This window comes from Thermosporothrix sp. COM3 (genome assembly GCF_059696735.1).
On the sequence record NZ_AP019376.1, the window covers coordinates 63,983 to 82,212 of the forward strand.

The 18,230-nt window shown below is 50.7% G+C and carries 15 protein-coding genes and 2 pseudogenes; 8 read left to right on the plus strand and 9 right to left on the minus strand.

Features of this window, described 5'->3' with window-relative positions:
* Nucleotides 1-177: 177 nt before the first annotated feature.
* The gene (locus KTH_RS00285) at nucleotides 178-987 is read right to left on the minus strand and encodes an SDR family NAD(P)-dependent oxidoreductase (RefSeq protein WP_497615738.1); all 810 of its coding nucleotides are present in this window, start codon (nucleotides 985-987) and stop codon (nucleotides 178-180) included.
* Nucleotides 988-1,198: 211 nt separating this feature from the next.
* Between KTH_RS00285 and KTH_RS00290 the strand changes: the two genes are divergently transcribed.
* Nucleotides 1,199-2,149, plus strand: a complete 951-nt coding sequence (locus KTH_RS00290; protein WP_497615739.1) for an AraC family transcriptional regulator — start codon at nucleotides 1,199-1,201, stop codon at nucleotides 2,147-2,149.
* 384 nt (nucleotides 2,150-2,533) lie between these two features.
* Here the strand turns inward: KTH_RS00290 and KTH_RS00295 are convergent, their stop codons facing one another.
* The 3 genes from KTH_RS00295 to KTH_RS00305 all read right to left on the minus strand — a co-directional run bounded on the left by KTH_RS00295 (nucleotide 2,534) and on the right by KTH_RS00305 (nucleotide 4,036).
* Nucleotides 2,534-2,866 (minus strand): DUF1622 domain-containing protein, encoded by a 333-nt coding sequence (locus KTH_RS00295; RefSeq protein ID WP_497615740.1) that lies wholly within the window; start codon nucleotides 2,864-2,866, stop codon nucleotides 2,534-2,536.
* Nucleotides 2,853-3,293, minus strand: coding sequence for a DUF1622 domain-containing protein (locus tag KTH_RS00300; RefSeq protein ID WP_111323518.1), 441 nt, complete (start codon nucleotides 3,291-3,293; stop codon nucleotides 2,853-2,855). Before KTH_RS00300 ends, KTH_RS00295 begins: the two co-directional genes overlap by 14 nt.
* A 353-nt stretch (nucleotides 3,294-3,646) precedes the next feature.
* A complete protein-coding gene (locus KTH_RS00305) occupies nucleotides 3,647-4,036 on the minus strand; it encodes a hypothetical protein (RefSeq protein WP_497615742.1) in 390 nt (129 codons plus the stop codon).
* Nucleotides 4,037-4,183: 147 nt separating this feature from the next.
* Here KTH_RS00305 and KTH_RS00310 point away from each other — a divergent pair.
* Nucleotides 4,184-4,384 (plus strand): annotated as a pseudogene (locus KTH_RS00310) (RNA-guided endonuclease InsQ/TnpB family protein); the annotation flags it as partial.
* Between the two features lie 271 nt (nucleotides 4,385-4,655).
* Here the strand turns inward: KTH_RS00310 and KTH_RS00315 are convergent.
* Nucleotides 4,656-4,904: pseudogene (locus tag KTH_RS00315) on the minus strand (RNA-guided endonuclease InsQ/TnpB family protein); the annotation flags it as partial.
* A 401-nt stretch (nucleotides 4,905-5,305) separates the two neighbouring features.
* Here KTH_RS00315 and KTH_RS00320 point away from each other — a divergent pair.
* From KTH_RS00320 to KTH_RS00330, 3 genes are all read left to right on the plus strand, one after another.
* On the plus strand, nucleotides 5,306-5,833 hold the full coding sequence (locus tag KTH_RS00320; protein ID WP_497615743.1) for an alpha/beta fold hydrolase: 528 nt from the start codon (nucleotides 5,306-5,308) through the stop codon (nucleotides 5,831-5,833).
* 3 nt (nucleotides 5,834-5,836) lie between these two features.
* Complete coding sequence (locus KTH_RS00325; RefSeq protein ID WP_497615744.1) at nucleotides 5,837-6,109, plus strand: alpha/beta fold hydrolase; 273 nt, start codon at nucleotides 5,837-5,839, stop codon at nucleotides 6,107-6,109.
* A gap of 1,024 nt (nucleotides 6,110-7,133) precedes the next feature.
* Nucleotides 7,134-9,374, plus strand: a complete 2,241-nt coding sequence (locus KTH_RS00330; protein ID WP_497615745.1) for an ATP-binding cassette domain-containing protein — start codon at nucleotides 7,134-7,136, stop codon at nucleotides 9,372-9,374.
* Between the two features lie 224 nt (nucleotides 9,375-9,598).
* On the opposite strand, the gene KTH_RS00335 is transcribed toward KTH_RS00330, so the two are convergent.
* Nucleotides 9,599-10,450, minus strand: coding sequence for an MBL fold metallo-hydrolase (locus tag KTH_RS00335; RefSeq protein WP_497615746.1), 852 nt, complete (start codon nucleotides 10,448-10,450; stop codon nucleotides 9,599-9,601).
* Nucleotides 10,451-11,153: 703 nt separating this feature from the next.
* On the opposite strand from KTH_RS00335, the gene dgoD reads away from it, so the two are divergent.
* Nucleotides 11,154-12,302 carry a galactonate dehydratase gene (gene dgoD / locus KTH_RS00340; protein ID WP_111323646.1) on the plus strand — a complete coding sequence of 383 codons (1,149 nt, stop codon included), beginning with the start codon at nucleotides 11,154-11,156 and terminating at the stop codon, nucleotides 12,300-12,302.
* 105 nt (nucleotides 12,303-12,407) lie between these two features.
* On the opposite strand, the gene KTH_RS00345 is transcribed toward dgoD, so the two are convergent.
* Both KTH_RS00345 and KTH_RS00350 read right to left on the minus strand, forming a co-directional pair.
* Nucleotides 12,408-13,343, minus strand: coding sequence for a formylglycine-generating enzyme family protein (locus KTH_RS00345; protein WP_497615748.1), 936 nt, complete (start codon nucleotides 13,341-13,343; stop codon nucleotides 12,408-12,410).
* 14 nt (nucleotides 13,344-13,357) lie between these two features.
* Nucleotides 13,358-14,869 carry a sulfatase family protein gene (locus KTH_RS00350; RefSeq protein ID WP_497615750.1) on the minus strand — a complete coding sequence of 504 codons (1,512 nt, stop codon included), beginning with the start codon at nucleotides 14,867-14,869 and terminating at the stop codon, nucleotides 13,358-13,360.
* A 137-nt stretch (nucleotides 14,870-15,006) separates the two neighbouring features.
* Between KTH_RS00350 and KTH_RS00355 the strand changes: the two genes are divergently transcribed.
* Nucleotides 15,007-15,852, plus strand: a complete 846-nt coding sequence (locus KTH_RS00355; RefSeq protein WP_497615751.1) for a helix-turn-helix domain-containing protein — start codon at nucleotides 15,007-15,009, stop codon at nucleotides 15,850-15,852.
* 435 nt (nucleotides 15,853-16,287) lie between these two features.
* On the opposite strand, the gene KTH_RS00360 is transcribed toward KTH_RS00355, so the two are convergent.
* Entirely contained in the window at nucleotides 16,288-17,142 is an 855-nt protein-coding gene (locus tag KTH_RS00360) for a helix-turn-helix transcriptional regulator (RefSeq protein WP_497615752.1), read from the minus strand.
* 146 nt (nucleotides 17,143-17,288) lie between these two features.
* Here KTH_RS00360 and KTH_RS00365 point away from each other — a divergent pair, with 146 nt between their 5' ends.
* Nucleotides 17,289-18,185, plus strand: a complete 897-nt coding sequence (locus KTH_RS00365; RefSeq protein ID WP_497615754.1) for an oxidoreductase — start codon at nucleotides 17,289-17,291, stop codon at nucleotides 18,183-18,185.
* Nucleotides 18,186-18,230 lie beyond the last annotated feature (45 nt).

An 18,230-nucleotide genomic window follows, 5' to 3' on the forward strand; every position in this document is an offset into this window, starting at 1 on the left:
CGTCCACAATCAGACAGTGCCACACATCCAACGCCCTGAGTGCAGACCGGCCCAGGAATAGAGCAAGTTAAAGAACTTGCAATCGGACACGTTCCAATAGATCAAAAAGTCGTTCTTTATAACGGTCATCATTGAATACATGTAGTCTGGTAATAGAGTCGTAGTTATGTCTACTCATCATTGAGGATAACCTATTCCCTCCACAATAGCGCGTCCCTGTGGTTTCGCCGCGCTCCATTCCACTGCAATTAAACGACGACCAGTTAGCTTACGCGCATCATCTGAGGCGAGAAACACAGCCGGAGCCTGCATAATCTCAGGCTGAAGCAGCCGAGCCTGATTGGATAGTACAACATCCATCGGCGTCTCAGCAGGAAGCATACCGGTCCTGGTGATACCGCCCGGCAACAGAACATTGACACGAATACGCGCCTCGATCAACTCTTGTGCCCAGATGGCTGAAGCAGACTCAAGCGCTGCCTTCGACGGTCCATAAGGCGAAAAGCCGCGCCGTTTCATCCCTTCATAGTTCATACTGATGTTAATAATACTCCCCTCACGTTGCTGCTCCAGCAGCCGGGTCACAACAGCGCGCGTCATATAGAAGGGTCCATTGACATTCGTGTCTATAATCATTTGCCAGACAGAAGGTTCTGTCTCCCAAAAGCGTGTGGGCTCTATCAGAAAAGAGGGGTTGACATACTTCATACCTCGCCCCGCGTTATTGACCAGGATATCAACATGTCCAAACCGCTGAATAGTCTGATCCACCACCTGCTCACATTCCTCAGGCTTCGTTACATCGGCCAGCAGTGCCAGCACACGTTCAGCTTGATACTTCTGCGTCAGTTGCTCAAGCTCAGCCTGCTCTCGCGCGGCCATGATCGTCACTGATGCTCCCTCTTGCAGATACGCCTCTGCAATGGCACGTCCTATCCCTCTCCCGGCTCCTGTCACGATTGCGACTTTTCCATCAAGTTTCCCCATTTCAAATTCTCCTTTTGTATCTCACGTATTACAAAATCAGCACAGTTTAACCTTCCACTCTTTCAGAGCAATAAGATATGTGCTTACTCTCAGGTAAGTATAGACGCTTCAGAGCATGAGGTGATAGAATGATTGTCGCAAAAGATTGTCTGATTCTGCAAATCCTGAAGAGAAGCTCCAATACCAAACAGAGAAAGATCCAATAGTGACAATGACCACAAAGCAGGACATGCGCGAGATACAACGCTTCCAGACGAATCGGGAGGAACTGGTTGAGCGAATCTCACAGATTCTCCGTGAAGATGGAATGATTCAGCCGTTACCGGGGCTCCATCTAGCTCGTTCATCCGCACCGACAACCCTACTTCATGGGACCTCCATTCCATCTGTATGTGTGATTGCTCAGGGCAGCAAAGAAGTGCTACTTGGTGAGAGCCGCTATCGCTACGATCCTTTACATTACCTGCTAACCACAATTGAGCTTCCAAGCGCGAGTCAGGTGGTCGAAGCCTCAAAAGAACGGCCCTATCTCAGCCTCCGGCTGGAACTCCCTCCCGCCCTCGTGAGCTCAGTGCTGTTAGAAGCGGGATACATTCCTTCAAAGAAGCGGACAGATGCACGGGCTGTTGCTGTCAGTCCGTTAGATGGAAACCTGCTTGAAGCAGCAGTGCGTCTTGTCAGGCTCCTGGATGCTCCTGACGAAGTACCGGTCCTGATGCCACTGATTACGCAAGAAATCATCTATCGCCTCCTCATAGGAGAGCAAAGGGATCGTCTTCGTTATCTAGCCATCCCGGGAGGATACACATCTGACATCGTCAGAGCAGCCACCCAATTGCGCCAGAACTTCGACCAACCATTGCATATCGAGGATCTCGCACGTGAGTTAGGCATGAGTGTTTCGAGCCTGCACCATCACTTCAAAGCTGTCACCGCAATGAGCCCGTTGCAATTCCAGAAGCGAATACGGCTCCAGCAAGCCCGCCGTCTGATGCTCTCAGAAGGTCTGGACGCGACCAGTGCGGCCTTTCGTGTCGGGTATCAAGACGCTTCCCATTTCAATCGCGAGTACAAAAGCCTCTTCGGCATCCCCCCGATGCGTGACGTACAACGACTCCGCGAAGAAAAACTCGCTTCTCAGGACTCTTCTTTAAGAGGATAATGTTTCGCGCCATTTACACATCAACTTATCCCATACAAGACTATTCTCAATCGGTGCTGCCCTGAAAAGCCTGTCGTCTTCAATACGCGGCTTCTTCAAGCGTGCCCTCTATGCCGAAGCGATATGTAGTAGACGCTTTTTAGCATCTTTGCAAAAGGGGAATAGATACATGAGCTGCCATCTGAAAATAGATCAACACAAACAAGAACAAGCTTCGATCTCTCTGGCATCCATATTAGAATGATGTGCTATCAGAGCACTTGCAAACAGGACCATTTCCTGCACAGCCCGCTTCGGTAACTAAACATCTCCACAATATGCACGCTGCAAATACGCTATTGCTTTCCACACCCTCTCCCTGTCCCATCATCTAGAGTCGCTCACTCAGGCATGTTTTTCTTGGTCCTGCAAACGTTGCAGGCGCATACGCTCCCAGACAAAAAAGCGCTTCAGAATCGTCCGCAATGCCAGAATAGCACACAACATCAGAATTTGTTGCCAGGTACGAAGCTCTATTGTCTTCAATAACGTTCCCGCGAGTTTAAAACTGAGACAGGCAATCGCACCATCCGCAACCAATCTCTGAGCATGGAGAATATTTCGGGTTCGCAGCAGAAGAAACAAAGCTCCCAGGACATAGCCCACGAGTAGAAGAGCCCCAACAAACTCGATGCATGAGGCCCAGAGCGTGAAATGCAAAAGATCAGTCAGGCTCATTTTTCAGCTTTCCGATAGCACTATTTACTGATGATACAGAGGCCGGTTCGTCCTGCACCGGATGTGCTCTCTCTGGATCACGACGAACAGCACGATCAATCTCCTGTTGCAAAAAGTAGTTCAGCAGCGTTCTGATTGCGGCAATAGCTGCTAGCTGTCCGACCTCAGTCCAGGTCGGCGCAATAGCAGTGCGCAGAATATCAGCCCCAAGCTCAAACTCTAATGCAAGAGCGAGCCAGCGTCCCAGGCGAAGACGAATCCGTTCTGCCTGTATACCCTCATATTGAGCGGCAGCCCTGCTTCTGTCCAGAAAAATGAGCAGCGCACGTATACAGGCTTGTAAGGCTGCAAAGGCAATAATTAGCCCGGCGACAGCCTCCACGCCAGAAGCCAGGAAGCTTGTCCAGAGCTTAAAGAGACCCTCCAATTCCTCTCTTCTCCCTTTGATACAGAAACACCCATACGGTTCTCATAGGGACACGCACGTTACCCTACCAACGTTCTGTCATCGCAGGCCAGGGAGAAAACTGCCCATGTTTTGCCTCAATCTGGTTGGCCTACACTTCATTGCTTTGTTCTACAGAATATACACGTTGTCTATGAGTGACATCATCCAGATGAATCCTTTCCTTCTCTGCTCTCAGAGAAGCAAAAAACCAACTTGCCTTCATAACCATGCTTCATCGCGTTATACTGCTTATTCAGGACATCAAGAGCCCAAGACCTCTGACACAGAAAGAGAACCAAATATTCTCATGGTCTCGTGCATAACAGAACGACTTACCTCGTTGCGAAGCAATGCACCACCAAGCGACACAACACCAAGGAGCGCATCACATCGATCTTCCTGCCTGTACTTTTGAATATCTCCCTTCCAGCAGGATGCAAGCATGTCGGCTGCCGCAGCCTCCCCCCGAAAAAACCGGCAACGAGACAGGGAGTTGCATATTCATCTTCTTCTACAACCAGAAACCCTTGCTTCCAGAAGAGATGACCGGCCTCTGCATAACGTCGGTCCAGAATCAACACCAACACCTGCCACAATACTTCTCTATCAAGACGATATATTTCCTCAGAGCGCAAATAATCAAGCACTCGCGAAACAATATACCGCGCTACCCCATCAATACTTCTGTCATGCTTCTGCTGTAAGGCTTCTCTGTTTTTCATAACTATTTTCCAGAGCTGTTCCTGGCTCCTGCATCCCGCATTTCCGCACATGCTTGACTGAAAATGATCTGCTCCTGGTATTCCTCTTCCTGACAGAGCAAGATACCTATCCACTCAATGCACACTACATCCTGTAATCGAGTCAACACCCTCCATGCTGATCTGGTGGGTGCGAGAAACATCACGATGCGAACGCTCCTCATTCGGCAAGACTGGATGCATACGGGTACCCTGTCAGAGTGCCCTGATGGAGCGGATAAAGAAGCCAAAGCAGCACGCCTCTCCAGGTTTGCTGAGTTGCGGTGGAGTCTGGCTACAAGCTCCTGCCTTGAGGCATGGGGTATCTGACTATACAGAACAAGACAAAACAATCTATCTTTTGTACTATACCAATGGTATTGACTTTTAGTCACATCATGTTCAAAATATTATCGGTAGTCAGGCATAGGATATCTCCTCAGCTTTTGCTCATTTCACTACACCCGAGTCCAAACGAAAAATCAAGACGCGAAACCGCCCCAATATCCATCTACAGGCACACCCATTATTTATTGCTGAGGTATAAGAGGAGGGTATTCAGGTTGGCATGGAGTCTTCGTTTATAGGGTGAGCATGAGCTGAAAGGGGAGATGGCAGCCCACGCCCGGTCAGCGGCAGCTTGCCGGGCCTGCGAGTTGAGGGAAAGCGCAAAAGGGAACTGTCTGGCCAGCACAGCGCAAGAGTGCTGCAGATCATTCCTGGAGACGCCACGTGCATCCATCCAGAGGCGCAGGCACGTGTTGCGAATGAACTGGGTAGTGCGGATGGCTTCCTCGATGGCGGCGAATTGCGCCCTCGACCCATCGAGCTTGTATTCGTAGATCAGCATCCCTTGCTCCTTGTTCTTCCTCACTATCTTCGCGTATCCTCACACAACGATTGTCTTCTGTCAAGCGAAGGGGAACGTCCTGCCGCTGCTGGCTTCCTGCGCCATCCATCCCCTTGGCTGAAGCCAGGGGCCTTCTGCCGCTTTTTAGTAACTGGGCCAACGCTATTACCACATTGGCCTGAAGATATTCATCTGTATCCCAGAGCAAGGGATAAAACTCCTCTTCCCGTTGCGTCCCTTTCACACGCAAGCACCGCACGAAACGTATCTGGTCAAACCACTCATCAGGAGCTTGTTGCTCTCGGTATCAATGTCACGTCCTCCCTTGTTTTTCTCCTCAGAGGCTAGTATAATTCCTGTGGGAATCGGCCATTCACCGATTTCAGGAGAAAGTTATCTGCATGTCTACTACAGTCATTTCCCACGATGGAACCCGCATTGTCTATGATCGTCTTGGAGAAGGGACCCCACTTGTGTTAGTCGATGGCGCAACAGGCCATCGTGCCTTTACTGGCTTTGATGAGCTTGCTCGACTACTTGCGTCAGACCTCAGTGTGGTCTGGTACGACCGTCGAGGTCGAGGCGAGAGCACAGGCACCGCTCCCTATACTCCTGAGCGTGAGATAGAAGATCTCGAAGCCATCATCAATGACCTGGGTGGAAATGCCTTTATCTATGGCATTTCTTCTGGAGCGATTCTTGCTCTGGAAGCGACACGAATGTTACAAGGAAAAGTAACAAAATTGGTTGTATATGAGCCTCCTTTCGTGGTTGATGCCTCCCGTCCCCCTGTTTCAGAAAACTATGTTGCGCATCTACAGGATCTGCTTGCTCAAGGACGCCGGGGAGATGCCCTCCTCTACTTCATGACGGAAGCGGTAGGACTTCCCGTCGAATATGCAGAGCCGATGAAACACTCGCCTCAATAGCCGGTGTTGCTTTCCATCGCTCACACACTTGCCTATGATGGAGCCATTACGGCAGACATGATGCGGGGAACGCCTGCACCCCTGATGAAATTCGCAGAAATCTCCATTCCCACTCTGGTGCTAGCCGGTGGTGAAAGCGCCGAGTGGATGCAGAAGGCGGCAAAGGCTATTAGCGAGATCATCCCTGCTTCCCGTTTTGAGATACTACCTCATCAAACGCATATGGTCAATTCTGCGGTGCTCGCGCCGGTCTTACGTGCTTTCTTTTTGAACTGAGCCTGGTTCGTCTCCACGCTTTGCCTGGGATCTCGCCTGGTTTTCCTTGACGCCTTTATTCCCTTTTTGGTGGTTTTTCAGGGAAGCTTTCGGTCTGGACATGCACACCATATATACCAGGGTCCATGTTCAGGCCTCCTCGCAAACTTCTATGCCATACGTCTTAGGAGCTCATTTCAAATATGATGACGCACTTTCGGCTTATGACGAAACTATCCGTCTCACCCCTCCCAATGCGCCCTTACGGAACAGCAAAGACCTCGTTTTGGCCAAATTGCAGCACTTTAAAGAGGCACAAGCAGCATGGAAGAAGAAAGAGCGTCTCAAATCTCAGGGCTTGAAGCCATAGACACACAGCAGAAATAACTACATTGATCATACTTCTTCCCTTTATTGCCTTCTCAAGAAGGATTATCATGAAAACACCCAATCTCATGAAGCGATCTGTCTTCAATCTCACGCCAGAAAAGCAAGCGCTGGTACATTGCAGGTAACATCCGAAGGGTCTCTGCTACCATATGTAAGGTATCCCATCTCTCAAACAGGTGCCAGAGCGGTATAGAGGCATCTGAACTCTAAATGAGATATGTTCTCCTACCTCATCAGAGATGCCACCGAAGAAAGACACGATTTGCCGCAAAATCCCGAAGAAACGATGAACGCAGTTCGGAACGAGATATCTGATGTCAAAGGGCATACTTTACCAACAACGGGCATAGTCAGGTAATCTCCAGACTCCCCCTGTACCTTTCCGTTTTTTTCCTTGCTACAAAGAAAAGTACTAATAGGTTCTATAGCAATAAAACCATGTGGAAAACATGAACCAGATGTGGAGGCACGGGTGTCCGATCCCCAGGTTTCAAGAGGTGCAAAGTGGGTGTCTCCATCTCGCAGTTACGCCTATTCCTGGAGCACTCCCCTTCGGAGTATACATCCTTATTTCAGCCAGAAGAGGATAAAAAAATAGGTAGGGCAAGTAAACAGGCCCGAATATGTTTTAGCTGTACGAAAGGAAAAATGTGACATGCAATCTCAAGAATATATTGAGATCCGTGGTGCTCGTGAAAATAATCTCAAGAATATTTCATTACGTATTCCCAAGCGCAAAATCACCGTTTTTACCGGTGTATCTGGCTCGGGAAAGTCATCGATTGTGTTTGATACCATCGCCAATGAGGCACAGCGGCTGCTCTTCGAGAATTTCAGCATGTTCGTTCGCAACTTTCTGCCGCGTTATCCCCAACCAGACGCCGATGCTATCGAGAACCTGAATATGGCCGTGCTTGTTGACCAGAAACGTCTGGGTGGCGGCTCACACTCGACCGTGGGAACAGTCACTGATATTGCACCGGTATTGCGCCTGCTCTTTTCGCGGATCGGTACCCCATATGTTGGAGCCTCCAATGTCTTCTCATTTAATGATCCTCAAGGTATGTGCCCGGAGTGCAATGGAACTGGTCGCAAGATCAGCGTTGATCCAGAAGCATTCGTGGATAAAACCAAATCCCTGAACGAGGGTGCTATCATTGCGCCCGGTCTGACCAGTTGGGATCGTGATGTCTATATTTCTACAGGCTTCTTTGATAATGATAAAAAACTCGCTGATTATTCGCCAGAGGAAATGCACCTGCTGTTGTATAGCGAGCCACGCAAGTATAAGCTGGCCGTTGGCAATAAGGAAATGAATGCCACTTACGAGGGGCTCATCTCCAAGTTCAATCGCAAGTTCGCTACACGGAACATGAGCACATTATCAGAGCGAACCCGGCAAAAGATTGAGCCTTTCTTGAAGCTCGGTCCCTGCCCGCTCTGCAAAGGGGGCAGGCTCAATCAGGAGGCTCTGAACTGTCAAATACGGGGCTCTAATATTGCAGAACTGTCAGCAATGGAGGTCGGGGAGCTGATTAGCTTCATCAAAGAGATTCAGGAGCCACAGGCGGCCCCGATGGTCCACACCTTGCTTGGGCGCTTGCAGCATCTGGTTGATATTGGCCTGGAATACTTGAGCCTGGATCGGGAAACCGATACCCTCTCCGGTGGCGAATCTCAACGAGTCAAAATGGTCAAACAGCTCAACGGAGCGCTCGTCGATGTGATGTACATTTTCGATGAACCCAGTATTGGACTGCATCCTCGCGATGTCCATCGGTTAAACGAGTTACTGAAGAAGCTGCGAGATAAGGGCAATACCGTGATTGTGGTAGAACACGATCCCGATGTGATCCAGGTGGCAGACTATGTGGTGGATATGGGGCCACATGCAGGCATCCATGGGGGTCAGGTCGTCTACGAGGGCAGTTTTGCTGACCTGCTCAAAGCTGATACCCTCACAGCCACCCATTTACAATATACGATGCCTCTCAAGGAAACTGTTCGGCGTCCTCAGGGAGGCCTACAGATTGTCCATGCTCGGGTCAACAACCTGAAGGATGTCAGTGTCACCATTCCTCGTGGCGTTCTAACCGTGGTCACCGGGGTCGCAGGCTCCGGGAAAAGTTCTCTCATCAACGATGCCTTCCTGAGCCAGCATAAAGGAGCCATTGTGATCGATCAATCTCCTGTTGGCCTCTCCAGTCGTTCTACCCCTGCAACCTATACCGGGATCATGGATGATATTCGCAAAGCCTTTGCAGCAGCCAACAATGCTGATCCTGGCCTGTTCAGTTTTAACTCGAAGGGAGCTTGCCCCAAGTGCCAGGGACTTGGCGTGACCTATACCGATCTGGCATTTCTTGAGGGGGTCAAACTTCCTTGCGATGTCTGCGAGGGCAAGCGCTTCAAGAGCGAGGTCTTAGCCTACACTTTGAATGGGAAGTCCATTGCCGATGTGCTGGCTATGACGGTTGAGCAAGCCCTGGAGTTCTTCACGCTCAAAGACGTGCGCACACGCCTTCAGGCTATGAGCGATGTGGGGCTAAACTATCTGACGCTCGGGCAACCGCTCAGTACCCTTTCTGGCGGCGAATGCCAGCGTATTAAGCTTGCCAGCGAGCTGCACAAGCAAGGGAGCATCTACGTTCTGGACGAGCCAACGACCGGGCTCCACATGTCAGATGTCGGGCATTTATTGACGATCATGAACCGGCTGGTTGATAACGGCAATACGGTCATTGTGATTGAGCACAACCGGGATGTGATTCGCAATGCCGACTGGATCATTGATATGGGCCCTGAAGGCGGGCACAAGGGCGGGACCGTTGTCTTTGAGGGCACCCCTCGAGAGTTGCTCGCGGCAAAGCATTCGCTTACGGGTCGGTACCTGTAACGACCACCTGATTCTAGCTATGCCTCTATGAGGCAGAACGGGCGGCAACCCACTGGATATGATTGACCCGGATGCCAGGGTGCATACCATTCATCGGCGCGCCTCTGTGCAACGGGTCAAGGCAGGAGGAGTACGGCTTCACTCCTGTTGCAGGAAAGCCGAGCTGAAACGATATTTCGCACGAACTATGACAAACATGAAGAAACAGGCAGGGATTCCACAAGCTACCGTGCATCACCTCTGGTGAAGGTAAAGCGACGACCATGAGCAGGCACATAGCAAGAGAGCTGCGGATAGACTGTACGCACATACTCAATCAGCAACCCCGGGCGTCCCAGATTTGCGGCAAACATATCATAATGCGTGGGTATCAGGAGCTTAACCCCAGCCGCCGCAGCCAGATCCGCCGCCTCACGCTCATCCATATTGCCAACCAGATTCTTTTGCTCACGAAAATAACTACGCCCATTAATTGGCAGTAGTGCGATATCAAGATCAAATGAACGAAGCTGCTCTACCAGTCCATCAAAAACTAATGTATCACCTGGATGGTAGATGTGTATGCCTTCCAGCTCAAGCACATAGCCGAGGTAGCGATACAGGCCACCACTCTGCTCAAAGCCAAAATCATAGCGAGCAGGTGGACAACTCAGACCATGCATAGCCGGAACAGGAAAGAGCCGCGCAACTCCCAGGCTAAGCTCTTCTCCTGGCTGCACCCCTTGTATCCGCTCCTCAGCGATTCCTTGCACGGTCAGTTGCTCGACAATGGGGCGAGGGACAATAAAGCGCGTCTGTGGGAAACGCCGGGCAAGTGTGACGCAGGCAGGCAAATCCAGATGATCTATATGTTCATGGGTGCATAAAACGTAGTCCACTGCCGGGCTCTCCTCCGCCGTAAACGGGGGAGGAACGAGGCGATCAGATCCAGGCGATAGGAACGGATCAATAAAAAGAGTGCTGTTCGCACTGCGTAAGACAAAGCTTGCCTGACCGAGCCACCAGAGGGCGATAGTTCCTGCTGATACATGCGTTTCCTGTATCGCGGCAGCAGTCGAGCGATATGAAGAGTCCATAGATTACATGTTCCTTTCTTCAAAGCGTTAAAAAGCCGTCAGGTGGCCTCTAAGGTCTACGCTTGAGGGCTCCCCGGTGGCAAGATACAATACCACTTACACGAAACTGCATCCTCCAGAGCAGTCTGCGCACCAACACAGAATTGAGGAGAAATTGCAATTTATGTGTGGAGCTCCCAACACGTTCCCTTTCCATCCGAAAGCTAAAATGATGACCGCAATCAAGCAAGATTGAACGTACAAGCAGCCTCCATCACGATAAAGCGCAAGCGTGTCTGCCTCTCTCCCCAATAGTCAATGACCTCCCTCTAAAGGAGGAGGCTTGTGTCTGAACTCCACCGCAAATCAGAGCACCGTCGCAGGCGCGCTGCTTTGGCTTCCTTGTCCGACACATCAGGAACAAGTGAAAAGCATGTGAAGATCTATTTTGTATTGGTTTTACATCGTTGTAAAAATGCTCTCAGGGATGATAATATACGGACTATAAGTCATATGTCAACATTTTCCCATATTCACTGTATCCATTTTAGATCATGTGGAAAAACAGGGTGCTTCGCCTGATCTGTAACTCACTCAGGAAAATGTCTGTGTAATGATGAAGCAGCTTATCTGGCTATTCAAAGAAGATAAGCACGTTCTCCCTGCTTCTATAGCAGAAAGCATCGTGAATATCGAACAGCAAACAGGTAGGAGAGCTATAAGCATGAAGATCACCAACATCGAAGTATTTGCCGTTCCACCACGCTGGCTCTTTCTTAAAATATCAACCGATAGCGGCATCTGTGGATGGGGAGAAGCCGGGCTAGAAGGGCATGTCGCCAGCACCGCAGCAGCGGTAAAAGATGCCAGCGACTATTTGTTAGGGCAAGATCCTACCCGGATTGAAGATATCTGGCAACAGTTGTATCGCGCACGCTTCTATCGGGGCGGTCCTGTCCTTATGAGCGCGATAGCAGGGATAGATCAGGCTCTCTGGGATATCAAAGGGAAACATTACGGCATGCCGATCTATGAGTTTTTCGGCGGGCGCGTACGCGACAAAATACGCGTCTATGCATGGATTGGCGGCGATAAACCTGCGGACGTCGCAAATGCGGCCCGCCAGAGGCGCGAGGCGGGATTTACCGCGATCAAAATGAATGCCTCGGATGAAATGCACTATGTCGACTCATTTCATCGAGTAGAAGAAGTTGTCGCACGGGTTGCCGAAGTGCGGGCCGCGACCGATACTGCTTTTGGCATCGCTATCGACTTTCATGGACGCGTTCATAAGAGCATGGCAAAAGTGCTCGTCCGAGAACTAGAACCATTTCATCCCTTCTTTATCGAGGAGCCGGTCCTTCCCGAAAATAACGAGGCATTGCGCGAGATCGCACGTCATACAACAATTCCAATCGCAACAGGAGAGCGCCTGTATTCGCGTTGGGATTTCAAGGGTCTGCTGATGGATGGGTATGTCGACATTATCCAGCCTGATGCCTCTCATGCCGGTGGCATCTCTGAATTGAGAAAGATTGCGACTATGGCAGAGGCCTATGATGTTGCCGTCGCGCCCCATTGTCCGCTTGGCCCCATCGCGCTCGCCTCCTGTTTGCAAATTGACGCCTGTACCCATAATGTCTTGATTCAAGAGCAAAGCCTGAATATCCACTATAACACTCAGGCTGACCTGCTGGACTATCTGGCTGATCCTACGATCTTTGCCTATCATGATGGCTATGTCGCTGTACCGCAACAGCCCGGATTAGGCATTACGATCAATGAAGAGGCGGTACGCGAAGCCGCCCGTACTGTACAGAATTGGCGTAATCCTGTCTGGAGGCTTGCTGATGGTACCCTCGCCGAATGGTAATGCTTGCCTTCAGCAATAGATGCGAGTGCACAGCTTCATCAGGCAAAAAGAAGGGGGCTTGCAACAAATAGCAAGTCCCCTTCTCATGGGCAAGCCAAAGCCCACTTACCGCTGGCTATTTCGCACACATCGGAACCCAATATGACATGCAGTGCTATCAATCATTCCCGGGGTTCGCGCCGCCGGTCGATACCGCAGACAGTAGTTCGGCGCACATAAAAAGGAGCCGCCTTTGAGCACTTTGCGCGGAATATGGACACCGGGCAAACCTGGATCATAACTATGCTCCAGTGACCCCCCACGCGGGTCAACCGGGATACAACATGGCTTCTTCGCCCTTTCCGGGTGTCTCTCGCTATACCAGTCGCTTGACCACTCCCAGACGTTCCCTGCCATATCGTATAATCCATAGCCGTTTGGTGGGAAAGAGCCAACCGGTGCGGTGCGCTCGAAGCCATCCAGAAGTAGATTTTGCCAGGGGAACTCTCCTTGCCAGGTGTTCGCCATCATCTTTCCATCAGGCGCGAACTCATCCCCCCACACATAGGTCGCGCCATCCAGGCCACCTCTCGCCGCATATTCCCATTGCGCCTCACGCGGTAGTTCCTTCCCACACCATCTGGCATACGTTTCGGCGTCTTCATAGGCAATATGCACGACCGGGTGTTGTTCCCGGCCCTCAATCGTGCTTCCCGGTCCCTCTGGCTGGCGCCAGCAGGCTCCCGGTACATACACCCACCAGTTCTGGTACTGATCAAGCCGAACCCGTCCTTCTGGCTTTTGAAACACAAGCGACCCGGGCACCAACATATCCGCTGAAGCTCCCGGATAGTCTTCCGGCTTCAAGGGCCTTTCCGCGACCGTGACATAGCCGGTCTCCTCCACAAAAAGCTGAAATTGCTCATTTGTCACAGCATAACGATCTATCCAGAAACCACTGACTGTCACAGGATGTGCTGGCCCTTCCTCCGGATAATGCTGATCAGATCCCATTACGAATGTTCCACCGGGCAGCCAGACCATCCCATTGTTTTCATCCATGCTCCACCACCTCCCTATGCATTCGCGATTCTTGGCATCCACAACGGCTCTTTTTCCAGTTCAGCCCAGGCATATTTGAGGAGCAACCGATACTTCAACGCAAAATACTCGGGTACATCCCATAAATTATGCACCTCATTTGGATCTTCTTTAAGGTCGTAGAGTTCGCCATATTCGTGTTGATAATAGATTGTTATCTTATAACGATCATCAATATAGCTCCTCAGATTAATAGTCGTTGGCTCATGGCGAAACTCACAGATGACATGATCGCGTGCTTTCTCTGCTTTCCCGAGCCAGACCTGACTCTGATCTTTTCCGCTCATCATGCGTGGCACTGGCAGCCCGGCAAAATGCAGGAAAGTCGGCGCGTAATCGACCAGCGATTGCAAAGCTGTCGAAATAACTCCTGCCGGAACCTGTCCGGGATAGCGCACGATCATCGGTACACGCAACAGATCTTCATACAGGAACGGCCCTTTGAATGCCAGCCCATGCTGTCCTAACAGATGCCCATGATCAGTGGTAAAGACAACAATGGTTGATTCGCGTAGTCCCAGTTCATCCAACTTCTGCAAAATCTTCCCTATATACTTATCCATGAGGCTAATCATGCCATAGTAGACCGCGAGATCCTTCTTGAGCTTCTCTCGTTCGCGTAGATGCGAATGCATACCGTGAATCGCAAAGCCGCTCTCCTGATAGGCTGAAAAATCTGGCTGCTCCTGTTGTGTCAGCAGAAAATGGGGCGGGTTCCGTTCGTGTTCGCCCTCTATCACTTCTGCCAGAGTCAGCTTCTCCGGGTCATACATCTGGTCCCACGGCTCCGGCGCTAAATAATCGGGGTGAGGATCAAAAAAGCTGGCCCAGAGGAAAAAGTTCTCTCCTGCCTGCTGATACTGCTCAAGCAGAGCATTAGTCCGCTCAGCGATCCATGCATCATAATGATACTCTTCAGGGATAGGCCAGCTATATTCAATTGTCGGGTCCATTCGTCCTGTCGGCGGTAAAAAATAATCACGCCAGTTCTCGCATCCCTTTTCTTCCAGCCAGAGTGCATAATGCTGCCCCACATGTGCTTCGTTGGTATGGTTTCGTGTTAACTCTACATGCTCAAAGCCATAAAAGGGACCATGAAAATCGCGCCAGAAGGCGAGATCATGCAAGATCGGGTATGCCTCCAATGAGGTATATTCCTCTGTTCCCTTGAGCGGCTGAAAATGTGCTTTGCCTACAAGCGCCGTACGATAGCCAGCTTCTCCTAACAGTTCACCGACTGTCTGTTCAGTCTCGGGGAGCTTGGTTCCCAGGGTCCAGGCTCCATGCTGGCCGGGATACTTCCCCGTAATCAGCGAAGCGCGACTGGGTGTGCAGGTGGGATTCGGACAATATGCCCGGGTAAAGGTTGTTCCTTCTTCGGCGAGCTTATCCAGATTCGGAGTGGAAATTTCCGGGTTCTGCCTTCCAAGCGTATTCCAGTGTTGCTGGTCACTGGTAATCAACAAAATATTGGGTCTCTTCTTCATATTTCCTCCGACGCATGCTGATACTCATACTACTCTAGCGTACAGCTCAGGAAAGATCCTCTACTATACATCCTGTTTGTTCTTTTTGACATTTTGTTGGGATATGATACAATGGCAGCCGGAGTTGAAACGAACCTATGCAGGAATTTCCTCATGAGTGGCGAGAAAGCTGGAACCATACACCTGACCCCTATGAAAAGCTTGAGGGACTCTGGCCGCTGCGTGCCGGTCATAATCGCGCCAAACCCGATTATCATATCGGCCCCCGCTTCATCGAGTGCTTTAGCTTTCACTTCGTAACCGCAGGGCAGGTTCTCTTTGAGACCGATGGGGCAAACTTCACGTTGAGTAGAGGAGATCTTTTCTGCATCTTCCCCTTTCAGGTCGTCAGCTATCGCACTACAGCTACCGAACCGGCACTTCAGATGTGCTGGCTTGCCTTTCATGGTCCTCTTGCTCAGACCCTCGTTCGCATGGTCGGGCTCACACCACAAGCGCCCTGCCGGCATTCCATATTTACAGAGGAGGAAGCACAGATTCTGCAACAATTGATCTCCCTCTTTAACCAGCACACTGAACGCGCCTCTGTTCGTCGTCTTGGTCTGATGCACCTTCTCTTCAGTTCTCTCATGCCCGCCTCTTCAAGTGTTCCTGAACACAAGCCTCAGCACTCCTGGCTTGCCCGCAGCCTGGAATTGCTCAACACTCACTACACCGAATCGATCAATGTCGCTGAGATTGCTGATCTTGTCGGCATTCAACGATCACACTTCTCGACAAGCTTTACTGCTCAAGTTGGCATCACTCCACAGGCCTATCTACACACGCTGCGGATGAAAAAGGCAGTCCAGCTTCTGACAGAAACAGACTTCAGCATTACGGAAATAGCGCTCAGTCTCGGCTACACCAACTCCTCAACGTTCAGCCGGGCCTTCCAACGCTCGCTAGGGGTCTCTCCTTCCAGTTATCGCCGCTCTCACTAATGTGCCGCCAGAAAGGAATACTTTCAAGCGGCAAATGCAAACACACAGACAATTTCTCGTGCGAATCAACGCAAGCTCTCTCCTGTCCTCATCAGCAGAAGTGAGCACTCAATCAGTGTACACTTTTCAATATTGAACTTCTTTCCATCCCGTGCTCTTCTAGCGTGAAGCGTGCCAGTTCCAGCATACATTGTAGACAGCCGGAGCCACGAAATTTTAATATCTGATAGCAGTCTATGAGGAACCAGAACACTCGATTGAAAGGGCATCCAGGAATAGAAGAAGAAGAGAGATAGAGAACATATGCCCCCTCAACCTGTGGAGAATTACAGCCAGCGCCTGGATCAGGCATGTCGAGCTTTATGAGATAGAATGCATCCTGAAACATACAGGTGCCGTCACCATCCCACTCAAAGCGAAACATTTCCTGCTGGTCTATACAGCATTCATCACACTCTGATCCAGCAGGCGCTGTAGCTTTTCCTGTGTTCCCATTTCGGATAGTGGTGTGTAGACCATAAGTTTGAGTTCGGGCATAGCAGGCACCTGTAGGGTTGTATGCTCAAATACCAGGTCTCCCACCAATGGGTGCACAATCTCTTTTCGCATCTCACTTATCCCACGTACGTCATGACGAGGCCACCATGCGCGAAATTCAGGGCTTACCCGCTGTAAATCAGCGATCAAGCCACCGAACCATTCTTCATCAGCATAGTGCACACTATTCGTACGAAACTCTGCCAGCACTTTCTGCGCTACCTGTTCCCATGAAGGATTCTTGTATATCTGCTGACGCATTGGATCGACAAAAAGGTGCCAGACAACATTATGTTCATATGGAGGCACCGACCTGAACAACAAAAAAACCTGCTCAGCGGCCATGTTCCAGGCAAGATAATCCCACCGACGACCAACGATGTAGGCAGGAAAAGGATGAAGCCCATCAAGCACACGGCGTAATGCAGGGCTTACCTGCTCATCAGATATATGAGTATCGATGTGAGGCGATTGATCGGCAAGTGAGAAAAGGTATTGCCGTTCAGCGGATGTAAGCAGTAATGCATCAGCAATGTTCTGCAACACCTCCCTCGACGGATGAATAGCACGTCCTTGCTCTAACAACGTATACCAGGCAACGCCTACATTCGCGCGTAGAGCCACTTCTTCGCGCCGTAATCCTGGCGTTCGTCGTCTCCCTCCATTGCTTAACCCGACCTGTTCAGGAGAGAGGCGCATTCGTCGCGTGCGAAGGAAATCTGCAAGCTCCTGTCTGCGTTGTTTGTCGTTCATTGTCCTCTCTACTCCTTATCCTACTAGTCTCAATTCTATGATAAAGAAGTTCTGGTTATATGAGAGCCTCTGTGTCATACTCTTCAGTGTATCACACAGCCGTCATGTGATGGTCATCCATTTAACAGAAAAAGGGGAAAACTTCTATGATATCGCATTCCACAAATGAACAGAGTCATCTACCAGCACAGGCCGCAGGTACATTCACGCTGGCTGAGGGTCTGACAGTCACACGTATGGGCTATGGCGCGATGCAATTGGCAGGACCGCACGCATTTGGTCCTCCTGCTGACCGCAACGCTGCCATAGCTGTACTGCGCGAAGCGGTACATCTGGGCATTACCCATATCGACACGGCCGACTTCTACGGCCCATATGTCACCAACGAGATCATCAAGGAAGCACTGCACCCCTACCCGGATAATCTGCACATTGTCACGAAGGTTGGTGCGTTGCGAGATGCCGAGGGAAACTGGCCACAGGCACTTGCTCCACATCAGATCCGTCAAGCTGTCTACGACAATCTTCGGCATCTCGGCCTTGACGTGCTTGAAGTTGTTAATTTGCGTGTGGGAAATCTCCACAGCCCGGCTCCCGGCTCAATCGCAGAACCGTTCACAGTACTCGCTCAAATGCAGCAAGAAGGGCTGATCAAACATCTCGGCCTCAGTACGGTGAACGCCGAACAGATCGCCGAGGCCCAATCTATTGCACCAATTGTATGCGTGCAGAATGCCTATAATCTCGCACACAGGGACGATGATGACCTGATCGATGCTCTCGCAGCACAGGGTATCGCCTATGTGCCCTACTTCCCGCTTGGTGGCTTCTCCCCGCTTCAGTCGGACAAGCTTCAGGCAGTTGCCACCCGTCACAACGTCACGCCGATGGTCGTTGCTCTGGCATGGTTGCTTCAGCGCTCGCCGAACATTCTGCTGATCCCGGGTACCTCATCGGTGGAGCATTTACGCGAGAATGTCAGCGCGGCAACACTGACCCTATCCGAGGACGATCTGGCTGAGTTAAACAGCATCGCCTCATAAAGCGTATGTACGCTAGACTTTATGAGGGCAACACAGGGATAATCC